We start from the raw sequence: 12615 nt of genomic DNA on the forward strand, positions 1-12615 counted from the left end.
TTGGGTCGGTTTGGGGACGTGGGGGCTTGGGCGGAAGCGGACTCAGGCGCCGCCGGACAACCCCCCGACTGTCCGACGACGCCCGAGCCACAGGTCGCCGGATCCCACCCCCCCGGTACGGGATCCAGCGACGCACGATCCGGCGTTTCGACTGGCGTTGGCCGGATCTCCGGGTTTGCTCTTGTGGGAGGTTCGCGCCGGGAGCGGCGGCCTTCCGGCCCTTCGTCCCGCCGCCCGCCCCTCCGGAGGCGGTGCGCTTGTGGCGCCACTGAGAACTCTAGAGGTGTGGTGCCACCGGTCCGTACTGCGAAAACCCTGCCCTCGGTAAGCGGTCGGTAGTCGGAGATATGCGTAGCGTAGTCGTGCGACGAGCGGTCGGCGGGACGGGACGAACGGTCGTTGGGAACGGTCCACCACGGGCCTCGCGCGATGTTCGAGGACTGCCGGACGGTCAGCGGGCGAGCGCGTCCTCGGGCAGGTGGAGCCGCATCATCGCCCGTCCGGCGCGGCGCGGGACGCGGCCCCGGGTCAGCAGCGAGACGCCGACCATGACGGCGAAGGCGAGCGGCGCGGCGACGACCGCCGGTTCGCCGAGGACGGCGCCCGCCCAGCCCGGCCAGCTGCCGCCGAGCACCCGGGCGAGCCCGGCGGCGACGGCCGTCCCGCCGCCCGCGAGGAGCCCGGCGGCGGCCCCGGCGGCGGTGAGCCCGCGCCACCAGATGCCGAGGACGAGCAGCGGGCACAGCGAGCACGCCGACACGCAGAGCGCGATGGTGACCAGCGTGGCGGCGCCCTGCGTCCCGGCGAGCGGCAGCAGCGCGAGCGGCACGGCGAGCGCCGCGACCACCCCGCCCCGGAACGCCGCGATGCCGCTGCGGCGGCGGGAGCACTGCGAGATCGTCCCGGCGAGGGCGACGACGATCCCGCAGGACGTGGAGATGAACGCGGCGAACGCCCCGGCGGCGATGACTCCGGTGAGCAGCGCGCCCGCGGGTCCGGGCAGCATGCTCCGGGGCAGCGTGAGGAGGGTCGCGTCGGTGTCGCCGGTCATCAGCAGCTCGGGCGCGTAGAGGCGGCCGAGCGCCGCGTACAGGACGGGGAACACGGAGAACAGCGTGAGCAGGACGGGCACGAACGCGGCGGTGCGCCGGGCGGCGGCCCCGCAGGTGCTCGTGTAGAAGCGCATCAGGATGTGCGGCAGCCCCATCGTGCCGAGGAGGATGCCGAGCAGCGCCGAGTAGGTGCGGAAGAGGCCGTGCTCCTCGCCGCGCGCGAACGGGGTGGACCAGGTGGCGCCGTCCTGGACGGGCAGCCGCTCCGCGTGCGGGGCCGCCGCGCCCGCCGGGAAGACGATCACGGTGCCGCCGCCGAGGCGGTGCCGTCCCGGCGCGAGCGGGACCGGGCCGCCGCGGGGGACGCCGTCGACGCTTCCGCGCGCGGTGACGGTGACGGCGGCGGGCACGGTGACGGCGGCGTCGGCGGCGACGCGCACCCGCGTGACGTGCGCGAAGCGCGGCGGCGCGCCGTCGAGCGGGTCGGGGGCGCCGTCCAGCCGCCACATCGCGGCGAGCGCCACGGCGGGCACCGCGACCGCGACGATCTTCACCCAGAACTGGACGGCCTGGACGGCGGTGATGCTCCGCATCCCGCCCGAGGCGACGAGGACCAGCGCGACCGCGACGACGACGGCGGGGCCCGCCCAGCCGGGCGCGCCGGTCAGCACCCGCAGCGTGAGGGCCGCGCCCTGGAACTGCGGCAGCAGGTAGAACCAGCCGACGCAGCAGACGCAGCCGGTGACGATCCGCCGGACGGCCCGGGACCCGAGCCGCCATTCCGCGAAGTCCGACACGGTGTAGGCGCCCGACCGGCGCAGCGGCGCCGTGACGAACGCGAGCAGCAGCACGTACGCGGCGGTCGCGGCGATGGGCAGCCACAGCATGTCGGCGCCGTAGGCGAGGACGAGCCCGGCGGCGCCGAGGTAGGCGGCGGCGGACAGGTACTCCCCGCTCACCGCCGACGCGTTCCACCACGGGGTGACGCCGCGGGACGCGACGAGGAAGTCGGCGGCGGTGCGGGCCCGGCGGCGGCCCCGCGCGCCGAGCGCGGCGGTCAGCCCGAGCGCCGCGAGCAGCGCGACCGGCGCCGCCGCGGCGGCGACCCCGGTCACCGGCCCCCCGCCGCCCCATGCCCGGCCGCCCCGCGCTCCGCCGCCCCCTGCTCGGCGGCCCCGTGTTCGGTTGCCCCGTGCTTGGCAGACCAGCGCTTGGACGACCGGCGCTTCGACGCGCCGCGCGGGGGTGTGCCGGTCGGGGTGACGGTGGCGCGTTCGGCGCGTTCGGCGCGCTTCAACTGCCAGAGGGCGGTGGCGACCCAGAGGGGCTGGAGGCCCGCCGCGAGGACGGTCCACCACACCGGCACGCCGTCCGCCCGGATCCGCGCCACCGCCGGGACCAGCGCGAGCAGCGCGGGCAGCCCCGCCACCGCGGCGAGGACGACCGCGCCGGTCCGCAGCGCGATGCCGAGCTGGACGCGGATCAGCGCCCGCGCCTCGGCGGGGCCCGGGACGGGATGGGGCGGGTCGGGATCCGGCGGCTCGCCCCCGGAGTCGTCCGGGTCGGCGCCGGACCGGTCGGCGCCGGAGGGACCGGGGCCGGGCCCGCCGGGCGGCCTGCGCTCGCGCGGCGCGGCCGTCGCGGCGCGCGCCGCCTTCTGGTCGCCGGTCATCGCCGCTCACCGCTCCCGTTGTCGCCGCCGCGGGCCTCACCGCCGGCGGCGTCCGGATGGTGGAACTTGCGGACGAGCCGGTCCCGCACCTCGCGGGTGTGCCGGCGGCTGACCTGGAGCAGCTCGTCCCCGATCTGGACGGCGGCGCGGCCCCCGTCGAACCGCACCTCCGTGATGTGCGCGGACGCGACCAGCGTGCTCCGGTGGATGCGGATGAACCCGGCCGCCTCCCACCGCTTGGTCAGCGCCGACAGCGGCATCCGGACGAGGTACCCGCCGTCCGCCGTGTGCAGGCGGACGTAGTCGCCCTGCGCCTCGACGTGGGTGACCGCGCGCCGGGACACGAGCCGGGTGCGGCCGCCCAGCTCGACGGGGATCATCTCGTCCTCAGGGTCGCGCGCGTCCTCGCCGCGCGGACCGGCCCGTTCGACGGCCCCCGCCACCCGCCGGACGGACTCGGCGAGCCGCTCGGGCCGGACGGGCTTCAGCAGGTAGTCGAGCGCCCCCAGCTCGAACGCGGTGACGGCGCAGTCGTCGTGCGCGGTCACGAAGACGACGTGCGGCGGCGCGGCGAAGCCGGTGAGCAGGCGGGTGAAGTCGAGCCCGTCGAGGCCGGGCATGCGGATGTCCATGAAGACGGCGTCGAGGCGCTCGCCGTCGACCAGCATCCGGCTCAGGTCGCGCAGCGCGGACGAGGCGTCCCCCGCGCAGCCGACCCGTCCGACCCGCGGATCCCGGCGGAGCAGGTAGGTCAGTTCCTCCAGCGCGGGGCGTTCGTCGTCGACGGCCAGGACGTGCAGCATGAGGGCGACTTTGCCGCGATTACCGTCTGTCCGCAATCGGTTCCGAAAAGTGAGTGCCGTGCGGTGGGGCGCTCATCAGTCCGGAAACACTCCTGGGCGGTACTTCGGGACGCGTAAATTTACCTTCGTCCCGGCGCCGAGCGCGGTCTCGACGGTGAGCCCGTACTCGTCCCCGTAGACCTGTCGCAGCCGCTCGTCGACGTTGGCGAGCCCGATGCCCGCGCCGCCCCCGTCGCGCCGCCGCGCGCGGGTCGCGACGCTCCCCCAGCCGGTCGGCCCGGGGCCGCCGAGCGGCGCGGAAAGGATCTCCTGGAGGCGCTCGGGGTCCATGCCGACGCCGTCGTCCTCGACGCTGATCGCGGCCTCCGCGCCGGAGTCGCGCGCGATGATCGAGACGTGGAACGCGTCGGCGCGGCCCGCCATGCCGTGCCGGACGGCGTTCTCGACCAGCGGCTGGAGCGCGAGGAACGGCACCGCGACGGGCAGCACCTCGGGCGCGACGTCCACCCGGAACCGCAGCCGGTCGCCGAACCTCGCCCGCTCCAGCAGCAGGTAGCGGTCGATGGAGCGCAGCTCGTCGGCGAGCGTGGTGAAGTCGCGCGGGTCGCGGAACGAGTAGCGGGCGAAGTCGGCGAAGTCGAGCAGCAGCTCGCGGGCGCGCCCCGGGTCGGTGCGGACGAACGAGGCGATCGTGGTCAGCGAGTTGTAGACGAAGTGCGGGGAGATCTGCGCGCGCAGCGCCCGCATCTCGGCCTCGGCGAGCCGGAGCCGGGCGCCGTCCAGCCCGGCGAGCTCCAGCTGGCCGGTGACCAGCCGGGCCGCCTCGCCGACCGCCCGGACCCGCGCGGTCGACGCGTTCCGCCAGTACGCGGTGAGCGCGCCCTCGACCCGTCCCTCGACGGTGAGCGGGGCGACCATCGCGACCCGGGCCGGGCAGCGCGGGTTCGGGCAGCCGAGCAGCTCCGGGGCGATCACCCGCGGGCGGCCGGTGGCGAGCACCGGCAGGGCGTGCCGGACGGCGTCCGCCGCGTGCGCGCCGCGGGCCGCGCCGTCCCAGGCGAGCAGCCGGGGCGCGGCGTGCACCCGGCCCGGCTCGGCGTCCTCGTCGAGATCGTCGGGATCGTCGGGGTCGTCCGCGTCGTCGGGGGGCAGGAGGCCGACCAGCGCGACGGCCTCGGCGCCGAGCAGGGCGCGCAGCGGGCGGGCGGCCTTGCGGGCCGCGTCCTCGGTCAGCCCGGCGCGCAGGGCCGGGGACGCGCGCGACAGCAGGTGCAGGCTCGCGAACGCGGCGGGCTCGGCCCGGCCGGAAGGGACGCCGGACGGGACGCCGGGCAGCGCTCCGAGCGGCGGCAGGCGCCGCGCGGTCGGCAGCGGCGGCCGGGCCCGGCGGCGCGGGAGGCGCGCCCGGAACGGCCCCCGGCGCGGCCACGGGACCGGCGACCACCGCGCCGGCCGGGACGGCCGCACCCGCCGGGACAGCCGCCCGCGCAGCGCGCACGCTCCCGCGGTGGCGCCGGAGGCGGCGGCGCAGGCCACGACGTCCGCGACGGACGGTAGGAACATGACAACGTACGGTAACGCCTGTCGTCCGCGCGGGCCCGCGTGTTGGCCATTTACGAAGGTCTCGGATGTGTCGCATACGCCCAGGGCGCGCGCGATCCGGGACGGGCCGTCACAGCGGCGGCGACTCGCCCTCGTCCTCCTGGTAGGAGTAGCGCTGCTCCCGCCACGGGTCGGCCACGTTGTGGTAGCCGCGCTCCTCCCAGAAGCCGCGCCGGTCCCTGACCAGGTACTCGACGCCTCGCACCCACTTCACGCTCTTCCACGCGTACAGGTGCGGGACGACGACGCGCAGCGGGAACCCGTGGTCGGGGCTGAGCCGCTCGCCGTCGCGGTGGGTGGCGAACATCGTCCCGTCGGCGAGGAAGTCGATCATCCGGATGTTGGCGCTGTAGCCGTACTCGGCCCAGACCATCACGTGCGTCACGTCCGGGGCGGGCGGGGCCAGCTCGACGACCGCCGAGCACGGGACGCCCTCCCACTCGTTGTCCGGGATGGTGAACTTCGTGACGCAGTGGAAGTCGGCGACGGCGGACGCCTTCGGGAGGGCGTCGAACTCGTCCCACGTCCAGCGGTGCTGCTCGCCGGACTCCGTCGCGCCGAAGACGCGGAAGTCCCAGTCCTTGGGCCGGAACTTCGGCACCGGCCCGTAGTGCAGGACGGGCCAGCCCCGGGGGACGTACTGGCCGGGCGGCAGCTCGCGTGGCGTCGGCGTGGGCCGATCGGGGTGGGACATGACGCGGCCATCCTGCCATCCGGCGTGAGCTGAGCCATATTCGGGGTGGGCTCCCGACGCACGCCGCGACTTCGGCTACGCTGGGCCCGTGCGCAGCATCGTCTATTTCTTTTGGTACGACCGGCCCGGGAGGCTGGTCTGCCAGACGCTGCGCTGACAGACCACAGAAGGCGAGAGCCCCGGGCCGCATCGGCCCGGGGCTCTCGTCGTCCCAGGGGCCGTTCGCGTGGCCCGCCAGGGCACCGGGCGCGCAACCCGGCGAATAAGGAGAGGCAGCACACCATGGTCGTCGTCATGGCCCCGGAGGCCAGCCAAGCGGATGTCAACGCCGTCGTCTCGCTCGTCGAGACGGCGGGCGGGGAGGCGTTCGTCAGCCGCGGCGTGGAGCGGACCATCGTCGGGCTCGTGGGCGACGTCCAGCAGTTCGGCACGCTGAACCTGCGCGGGATGCGCGGCGTCAGCGACGTCATCCGGATCTCGGCCCCGTACAAGCTGGTCAGCCGGGAGAACCACGCCGAGCGGTCGGTCGTGCGGGTCGGCGGGGTGCCGATCGGCCCCGGCACGGTGACGCTGATCGCCGGGCCGTGCGCGGTGGAGACGCCCGAGCAGACCCTCGGCGCCGCGCAGATGGCGCGGGCGGCCGGGGCGACGCTGCTGCGCGGCGGCGCGTTCAAGCCGCGGACGTCCCCGTACGCCTTCCAGGGCCTCGGCGAGGCGGGCCTGCGGATCCTCGCGGACGTGCGGGAGGAGACGGGCATGCCGATCGTCACCGAGGTGGTGGACGCGGCCGACGTCGAGCTGGTGGCGTCCTACGCGGACATGCTGCAGATCGGCACCCGCAACGCGCAGAACTTCGCGCTGCTGCAGGCGGCGGGCGAGGCGGGCAAGCCGGTGATGCTCAAGCGCGGCATGAACGGGACGATCGAGGAGTGGCTGATGGCCGCCGAGTACGTCGCCCAGCGCGGCAACCTCGACATCGTGCTGTGCGAGCGCGGCATCCGCACCTTCGAGAAGGCGACCCGCAACACGCTCGACATCTCCGCGGTGCCGGTGGCGCAGCGCCTCTCCCACCTGCCGGTGATCGTGGACCCGTCGCACTCGGGCGGCAGCCGCGACCTCGTCCTGCCGCTGACCCGGGCCGCGATCGCGGTCGGCGCGGACGGCGTGATCATCGACGTCCACCCGCACCCGGAGACCGCGCTCTGCGACGGCCCGCAGGCGCTGGTCGACGGCGACCTGCGCGAGCTGGCGAAGCTCGTCCGCGACCTGCCGCCGATCGTCGGCCGGACGCTCACCGAGGCCGCGGACCCGGACGCCGTCCCGGCCTGACCCTCGGGCGCGCCGATCGGCTATCGTGCGGCGCGTGGAGTACTGGACCCCGAACTGCGGACCGCCCCGCCCCTGACGGGGCGCGGCGAACGCACTCGCGCGTACCGAGACCCGGCCCGGCGCCGCTCGCGCCCGGCCGCGTCCTTCCGTGCCCCGAATCCGGATGATCTTCTCCGTCCGATTCGAGCTCGGGAGCCTTCCTCGTGTCCCAGCGCACGTCCGTATCCACATCCACGTCCGCGTCTGACCGCCGCCGTTCCGGAACCCGCCCGTCCGCCCGCCTACGCGCGGGCGGGCGGGCCGACATCCTGGTCGCGGCCTCCCTCTGGGGGACGACCGGGACCGTCCGCACCTTCGCGGACGGGTCGTCCGCCCTCTCCGTCGCGGCCGTCCGCATCGTCATCGGCGGGCTGATCCTGCTCGCCGCCGCCGCGCTCACCCGGCGCGGGGCCGGGCTGGTGCGGCTGCTGCGCGACCGCCGGAACCTGCCGCTCATCGGCGCCGGCGCCGTCGCGATCGCCGTCTACCAGACGGCGTTCTTCGCTGCCGCCGGGCGGACCGGCGTCGCGGTCGCCACGGTCGTCACGATCGGGAGCGCGCCCGCGTTCACCGGCGTGCTCGGCGTCGCGGCCCGGCGGTCCGCGCCGACCGGCCGCTGGGCGCTCGCCACGGCCGGGGCCGTCGCCGGCTGCGCGCTGCTCGTCGGCGGCGGGCAGGACGCGGGCGCCGAGCCGGCCGGCATCGGGCTGTCGCTGCTGTCCGGGCTGTCGTACGCGGTGTACGCGACGATCGCGTCCGTCCTGATCACCCGGGGCGAGGACGACCGGGCCGTCGCCGGTGCGCTGTTCGGGACGGCGGCCGTCCCGCTCGTCCCGGTGCTGGCCGTCGCGCCCGCGGGCTGGGCGCTCACCGTGCCCGGCGGCCTCATCGCCCTCTACCTCGGCGTGGTCACCACCGGCGGCGGGTACCTGCTGTTCGCGCGCGGCCTGCGGACGACGCCCGCCACGACCGCGACGACGCTGACGCTGGCGGAGCCGGCGGTCGCCGCGGTGCTCGGCACGGCGCTGCTCGGCGAGCGGCTCGGCGGCCCCGCGCTCGGCGGGCTCGCGCTGCTGGCGGCGAGCCTCGTGGCGCTCGTCGCGCCGGTCCGGCGGCGGACGAGGGGCGGTCGCGCACAGGGCGGTAACGAATTGGTCTGAACCATTGGCCGCCGAGGGCGCGGCGAGGATGATGTCCGGCATGACTACGGGCGATGGTGACGCCGGGGGGCGGCTGTTCCCGGAGGATCTGGACGGCGTCGACCCCGTCGCGGCGGTCGTGCTGGCGGACGCCCGCCGCGCCCTCTCCGCCTACCCGGAGCTGGTCGTCGTCGGCGCGCTGTTCACGGCCGCCGAACAGGTCCGGGACGGCTGGCAGGTGGTGTGCCAGTGCGATCCGCTGCCGCAGGGCGCGCGCGAGCTGCTGGCCGTCCACCTGGAGGAACGGGCCGCGGACGGCGCGCCGGACCGGGCCGGGCTGCTCGCCGCCGCGCGAAGGCTGCAGGACGAGCCGGTCGACGAGGTGACGGCGGGCGGGCGGCGGTTCCGGATCGTGCGGATCGAGCAGCTCGTCCGCACCGGACCGGACGGCCCCGAGCCGCCCCGTCCGACCGACCTCGACGAGCCGCCCGCCGGGGGGCGCGGGACGCCGTCCCGGCCCTACGACCTGCTGGCCGAGGACGGCCCCGCCGCCGACTTCGCGATGACCGAGCTGCTGTGCCAGGTGCTGGACGCCGCGGCGGCGGCGGGCGGCGAGCCGTCCGGCGCGTACCTCACCCCGGTCGCGCTGGCGCCCGCGTTCACGGTCGCCGAGCGGACCGAGCGGCGGTGGCGCCCGGTCGGGCGGCTGCACGACGCCCCGCGGCAGGCCCGCGACGCGCTGGTCACCTACTTCCGGCACGTGGTGCCGGCGGTGGAGAGCCCGGGCGCGACGGACGTGGCGCAGTTCGCCGAGGCGGCGGAGCTGATGGCCGACGACACGCGCCGCAACGGCATCGCCGTCGCCGGGCGCCGGTTCCGGATCGTCCGCGTCGAGCGGATCACGCTGCTCGACCCGGACGGCCCCGAGCCGCCGCGCCCCACCGACTTCGACGCCCGCTGACCCCCGGGCCGTCCTAGGCGTCGCCGTAGACCGGGCGGTGCTCCTGCACCGAGTCGGCGAGCTGGTCGGCGAGCTCCCCCACGTCGAGGCGCTTCTCGATCTGGCGCAGGTCGTCGATCTTGGCCTTGGTCTCGGCGCGGCGCGGCGCGAGCATGGTGCAGCAGTCCTCGTCCGGCAGCTCGGAGATCGACAGGGTGCTGATCCGGCGGGCCTGGTCCATGATCTCGACCTTGTCCATGCCGACGAGCGGGCGCAGGATCGGCATCTCGACGGCGTCGTCCAGCGCGGTGAGGTTCGCGAGCGTCTGGCTGGACACCTGGCCGAGCGCGTCGCCGGTGATCAGCGCCGCGCCGCGCAGCCGCTTCGCGAGCACCTCGCCGGTGCGCAGCATCAGCCGGCGCTGCGCGATCACGGCGAGCCGGTCGGCGCCGGACGACTTGATCTGCTGCTGCGCCTTGCCGAACGGGACGACGAACAGCCGCGACCCGCCCTGGAACCGGTCCAGCTCGCGGACCAGCGCGTACGCCTTGTAGATCGACTCGGGGCCGGTGAACGGCATGCCGGAGAAGTGCAGGTAGTCGACGCGCAGGCCGCGCCGCATCATCCGGTACGCGGCGACGGGCGAGTCGATCCCGCCGGACATCAGCACGAGCGCCCGGCCGCTCATCCCGACGGGCAGCCCGCCCTGGCCGGGCAGGCCGCCGGAGTAGACGAAGACCTCGTCGCGGTCGACCTCGATCGACAGCGTGTGGTCGGGGTCCTTGAGCTTGACGGGCTGGCCGTACTTGTCGGCGACGAGCCCGCCGATGTGCCGGTCGAGCTCGGTGGACGTCATCGGGAACCGCTTGTCGCGGCGCCGGGACCGGACGGCGAACGTGCCGGTGCGGCCGTCCATCAGCTCCAGGGCGGCGCGCTCGACGCTGGCGAGGTCCTTGCCGACGAGCCAGGCGCGGTGCGCCCAGACGATGCCCATCACGTCGGTGATCCGCTGCGCGACCCGGCCCATGGTGGCGAGGTCGGCATCGTGCTTGCGGACGATGAAGACGCCGTGGCGGCGGATGACGTCCACCCGGGCGATCGGGCGGACCGCCTGCCGCACGTTGTCGGCGAGGCGGCGCTCGAACCTCTCGCGGTTCTTGCCCTTGAGGACGACCTCGCCCAGTTTGAGCAGCACGCACGGCTCGCCGTCGACCGGCGACTGCTCCCGGACGTCCGCGGGCGCGGTGTCGAGCGTGGTCATGCGTGATCCTCCCGGCGGGAACAGGTCAAGGACGGGTCTCCAGTGTGGCCCAGAGAGACCAACATCGCGACCGCGTACGACTGTTCCCGCCAAGGGACGGTCAGCCGGAACGGTCAGCCGAAGAAGACCTCGGCCTCGGAGTAGCGCTCCAGCGGGACGGTCTTCAGCTCCTTGGTCGCCTCGTCCAGCCCGACCCGGACGATGTCGGTGCCCTGGAGCGCGACCATCTTGCCGTAGTCGCCGTCCTTGACCGCGTCGATCGCCTGGAGGCCGAAGCGGGTGGCGAGGACGCGGTCGAACGCGGTCGGGGTGCCGCCGCGCTGGATGTGCCCGAGCACGGTGGCGCGGGCCTCCTTGCCGGTGCGCTTCTCGATCTCGTCGGCGAGGGCCTGGCCGATGCCGCCGAGCCGAACGTGCCCGAACGCGTCCCGCTCCTTGGCCTGGAGCGCCATCTGCCCGTCGACCGGGTGCGCGCCCTCGGACACGACGATGATCGGCGCGTAGCGGGTCTTGAACCGGCTCTCGACGTACTGGCAGACCTTGTCGATGTCGAAGGGCCGCTCGGGGATGAGGATGACGTTGGCGCCCGCGGCCATCCCGACGTGCAGCGCGATCCAGCCCGCGTGCCGTCCCATGACCTCGCAGATCAGCGCGCGGTGGTGGCTCTCGGCGGTGGTGTGCAGCCGGTCGACGGCCTCCATGCCGATGTTCACCGCGGTGTCGAACCCGAAGGTGTAGTCGGTGGCGTTGAGGTCGTTGTCGATCGTCTTCGGGACGCCGACGACGTTGACGCCGTTCGCGTACAGCTCGCGGGCGACGCCGAGGGTGTCCTCGCCGCCGATGGCGATCAGCGCGTCCACGCCGAGCCCGGCGAGGTTGTCCTTGATCCGCTCGATGCCGCCCTCGACCTTGACCGGGTTGGTCCGGGACGAGCCGAGGATGGTCCCGCCGCGGGGCAGGATGCCGCGCACGGCCTGGACGTCGAGCGCCACGGTGTCGCCTTCGAGGGGGCCGCGCCAGCCCGCCCGGAAGCCCACGAACTCGTAGCCGTAGACCTGGACGCCCTTGCGCACGACCGCGCGGATCACCGCGTTCAGGCCGGGGCAGTCGCCGCCCCCGGTCAGCACTCCGACGCGCATGCCGTCTCCTTGTCCCGCCACCGGGCTCCTCCCTCGGTCCACATGGTCAGACTAGCCGTCCGCGCACGGCGGAACGCGGCATTCGCCGGGTCGCCCGGCGTGCCGTCATTGGTCTAGACCATAGCCGTTCGGCGGGCGCCCGGCGTCCCGATCGAGCCCTTTCTCGATGGCGTACCGGACGAGCTCGACGCGGTTGTGGAGCTGGAGCTTGCGCAAGGTGTTCTGCACGTGGTTCTGCACCGTCCGATGGGACAGGACGAGCCGCTCCGCGATCTGCCGGTAGGTCAGCCCCTTCGCGACGAGGCGCAGCACCTCGGTCTCGCGGTCGGTGAGGCGGGGCGCGTCGTCGGCGGCGGGCGCGGGCCCGGCGGCGAGGCGGCGGTACTCACCGAGGACGAGCCCGGCGAGCCCCGGCGTGAACACGGCGTCGCCCTCGCCGGTGCGGCGGACGGCGTCCAGGAACTCCTCGCGCGCGGCGGACTTGAGCAGGTAGCCGGTCGCGCCCGCTTTCACGGCGTCCAGGACGTCCTGCTGCTCCCCGCTCGCCGACAGCACCAGCACCCGGACGGGCGGGTCCGCGGCGGCCAGGTGACGGGTGACCTCGACGCCGCTGATGTCGGGGAGTTGGAGGTCGACGACGGCGACCTGCGGGCGCGCGGCGGCGGCGACGCGGACGGCGGCGCGCCCCTCCCCGGCGGTCGCGACGACGTCGTGCCCGGCCTCGGCGAGGTCGCGGGCGACGGCCTCGCGCCACATGGGGTGGTCGTCCACGACCATGACCCGCAGGGAAACCTCGCTCACGCCGCCGTCCCCTTCCGGGGTGCGCCCCCCAGACCCCCGCATGGGAGGCGCCATGATCCTCGCTTCGCTGCGGTCATGGCGCCGTCCCTTTCTGGGGGACGCCCCCCAGACCCCCGGAGGGGTGGCGCCATGATCCTCGCTTCG

11 protein-coding genes are annotated in these 12615 nt (G+C 75.2%); 3 read left to right on the top strand and 8 right to left on the bottom strand.

Annotation, left to right across the window (positions count from 1 at the left end):
* Window positions 1-451: 451 nt before the first annotated feature.
* The 5 genes from FXF68_RS19870 to FXF68_RS19890 all read right to left on the bottom strand — a co-directional run bounded on the left by FXF68_RS19870 (window position 452) and on the right by FXF68_RS19890 (window position 5823).
* Window positions 452-2167, bottom strand: coding sequence for a sodium:solute symporter family transporter (locus FXF68_RS19870; protein WP_222870013.1), 1716 nt, complete (start codon window positions 2165-2167; stop codon window positions 452-454).
* The gene (locus tag FXF68_RS19875) at window positions 2164-2724 is read right to left on the bottom strand and encodes a hypothetical protein (RefSeq protein ID WP_148761394.1); all 561 of its coding nucleotides are present in this window, start codon (window positions 2722-2724) and stop codon (window positions 2164-2166) included. The genes FXF68_RS19870 and FXF68_RS19875 overlap by 4 nt, the downstream gene beginning before the upstream one ends.
* The gene (locus FXF68_RS19880) at window positions 2721-3527 is read right to left on the bottom strand and encodes a LytR/AlgR family response regulator transcription factor (protein WP_148761396.1); all 807 of its coding nucleotides are present in this window, start codon (window positions 3525-3527) and stop codon (window positions 2721-2723) included. The genes FXF68_RS19875 and FXF68_RS19880 overlap by 4 nt, the downstream gene beginning before the upstream one ends.
* Before the next feature lie 75 nt (window positions 3528-3602).
* Entirely contained in the window at window positions 3603-5090 is a 1488-nt protein-coding gene (locus tag FXF68_RS19885; protein WP_148761398.1) for a histidine kinase, read from the bottom strand.
* A gap of 109 nt (window positions 5091-5199) precedes the next feature.
* Window positions 5200-5823, bottom strand: coding sequence for a sulfite oxidase-like oxidoreductase (locus FXF68_RS19890; RefSeq protein ID WP_148761400.1), 624 nt, complete (start codon window positions 5821-5823; stop codon window positions 5200-5202).
* Window positions 5824-6105: 282 nt separating this feature from the next.
* On the opposite strand from FXF68_RS19890, the gene aroF reads away from it, so the two are divergent.
* From aroF to FXF68_RS19905, 3 genes are all read left to right on the top strand, one after another.
* Window positions 6106-7152, top strand: a complete 1047-nt coding sequence (gene aroF / locus FXF68_RS19895) for a 3-deoxy-7-phosphoheptulonate synthase (RefSeq protein WP_148761402.1) — start codon at window positions 6106-6108, stop codon at window positions 7150-7152.
* A 203-nt stretch (window positions 7153-7355) separates the two neighbouring features.
* Window positions 7356-8351, top strand: a complete 996-nt coding sequence (locus FXF68_RS19900; RefSeq protein WP_148761404.1) for an EamA family transporter — start codon at window positions 7356-7358, stop codon at window positions 8349-8351.
* Between the two features lie 40 nt (window positions 8352-8391).
* The gene (locus FXF68_RS19905) at window positions 8392-9291 is read left to right on the top strand and encodes a DUF5954 family protein (RefSeq protein WP_148761406.1); all 900 of its coding nucleotides are present in this window, start codon (window positions 8392-8394) and stop codon (window positions 9289-9291) included.
* A gap of 13 nt (window positions 9292-9304) precedes the next feature.
* Here FXF68_RS19905 and thiI read toward each other — a convergent pair whose 3' ends face one another.
* From thiI to FXF68_RS19920, 3 genes are all read right to left on the bottom strand, one after another.
* Entirely contained in the window at window positions 9305-10531 is a 1227-nt protein-coding gene (thiI, locus tag FXF68_RS19910) for a tRNA uracil 4-sulfurtransferase ThiI (protein ID WP_148761408.1), read from the bottom strand.
* 113 nt (window positions 10532-10644) lie between these two features.
* A complete protein-coding gene (locus FXF68_RS19915; protein ID WP_148761410.1) occupies window positions 10645-11670 on the bottom strand; it encodes a 6-phosphofructokinase in 1026 nt (341 codons plus the stop codon).
* Window positions 11671-11775: 105 nt separating this feature from the next.
* Entirely contained in the window at window positions 11776-12447 is a 672-nt protein-coding gene (locus FXF68_RS19920; RefSeq protein ID WP_222870031.1) for a response regulator, read from the bottom strand.
* Between the last annotated feature and the right edge of the window lie 168 nt (window positions 12448-12615).

The sequence above is a fragment of the Actinomadura decatromicini genome, from assembly GCF_008121305.1.
Classification (GTDB): Bacteria; Actinomycetota; Actinomycetes; order Streptosporangiales; family Streptosporangiaceae; genus Spirillospora; species Spirillospora syzygii.

Coding starts and splice junctions, on each gene's coding strand:
- FXF68_RS19905 (WP_148761406.1), top strand. CDS start 8,392: ATGACTACGGGCGATGGTGACGCCGGGGGGCGGCTGTTCCCGGAGGAT.
- FXF68_RS19875 (WP_148761394.1), bottom strand. CDS start 2,724: ATGACCGGCGACCAGAAGGCGGCGCGCGCCGCGACGGCCGCGCCGCGC.
- aroF (WP_148761402.1), top strand. CDS start 6,106: ATGGTCGTCGTCATGGCCCCGGAGGCCAGCCAAGCGGATGTCAACGCC.
- FXF68_RS19890 (WP_148761400.1), bottom strand. CDS start 5,823: ATGTCCCACCCCGATCGGCCCACGCCGACGCCACGCGAGCTGCCGCCC.
- FXF68_RS19885 (WP_148761398.1), bottom strand. CDS start 5,090: ATGTTCCTACCGTCCGTCGCGGACGTCGTGGCCTGCGCCGCCGCCTCC.
- FXF68_RS19920 (WP_222870031.1), bottom strand. CDS start 12,447: ATGGTCGTGGACGACCACCCCATGTGGCGCGAGGCCGTCGCCCGCGAC.
- thiI (WP_148761408.1), bottom strand. CDS start 10,531: ATGACCACGCTCGACACCGCGCCCGCGGACGTCCGGGAGCAGTCGCCG.
- FXF68_RS19880 (WP_148761396.1), bottom strand. CDS start 3,527: ATGCTGCACGTCCTGGCCGTCGACGACGAACGCCCCGCGCTGGAGGAA.
- FXF68_RS19915 (WP_148761410.1), bottom strand. CDS start 11,670: ATGCGCGTCGGAGTGCTGACCGGGGGCGGCGACTGCCCCGGCCTGAAC.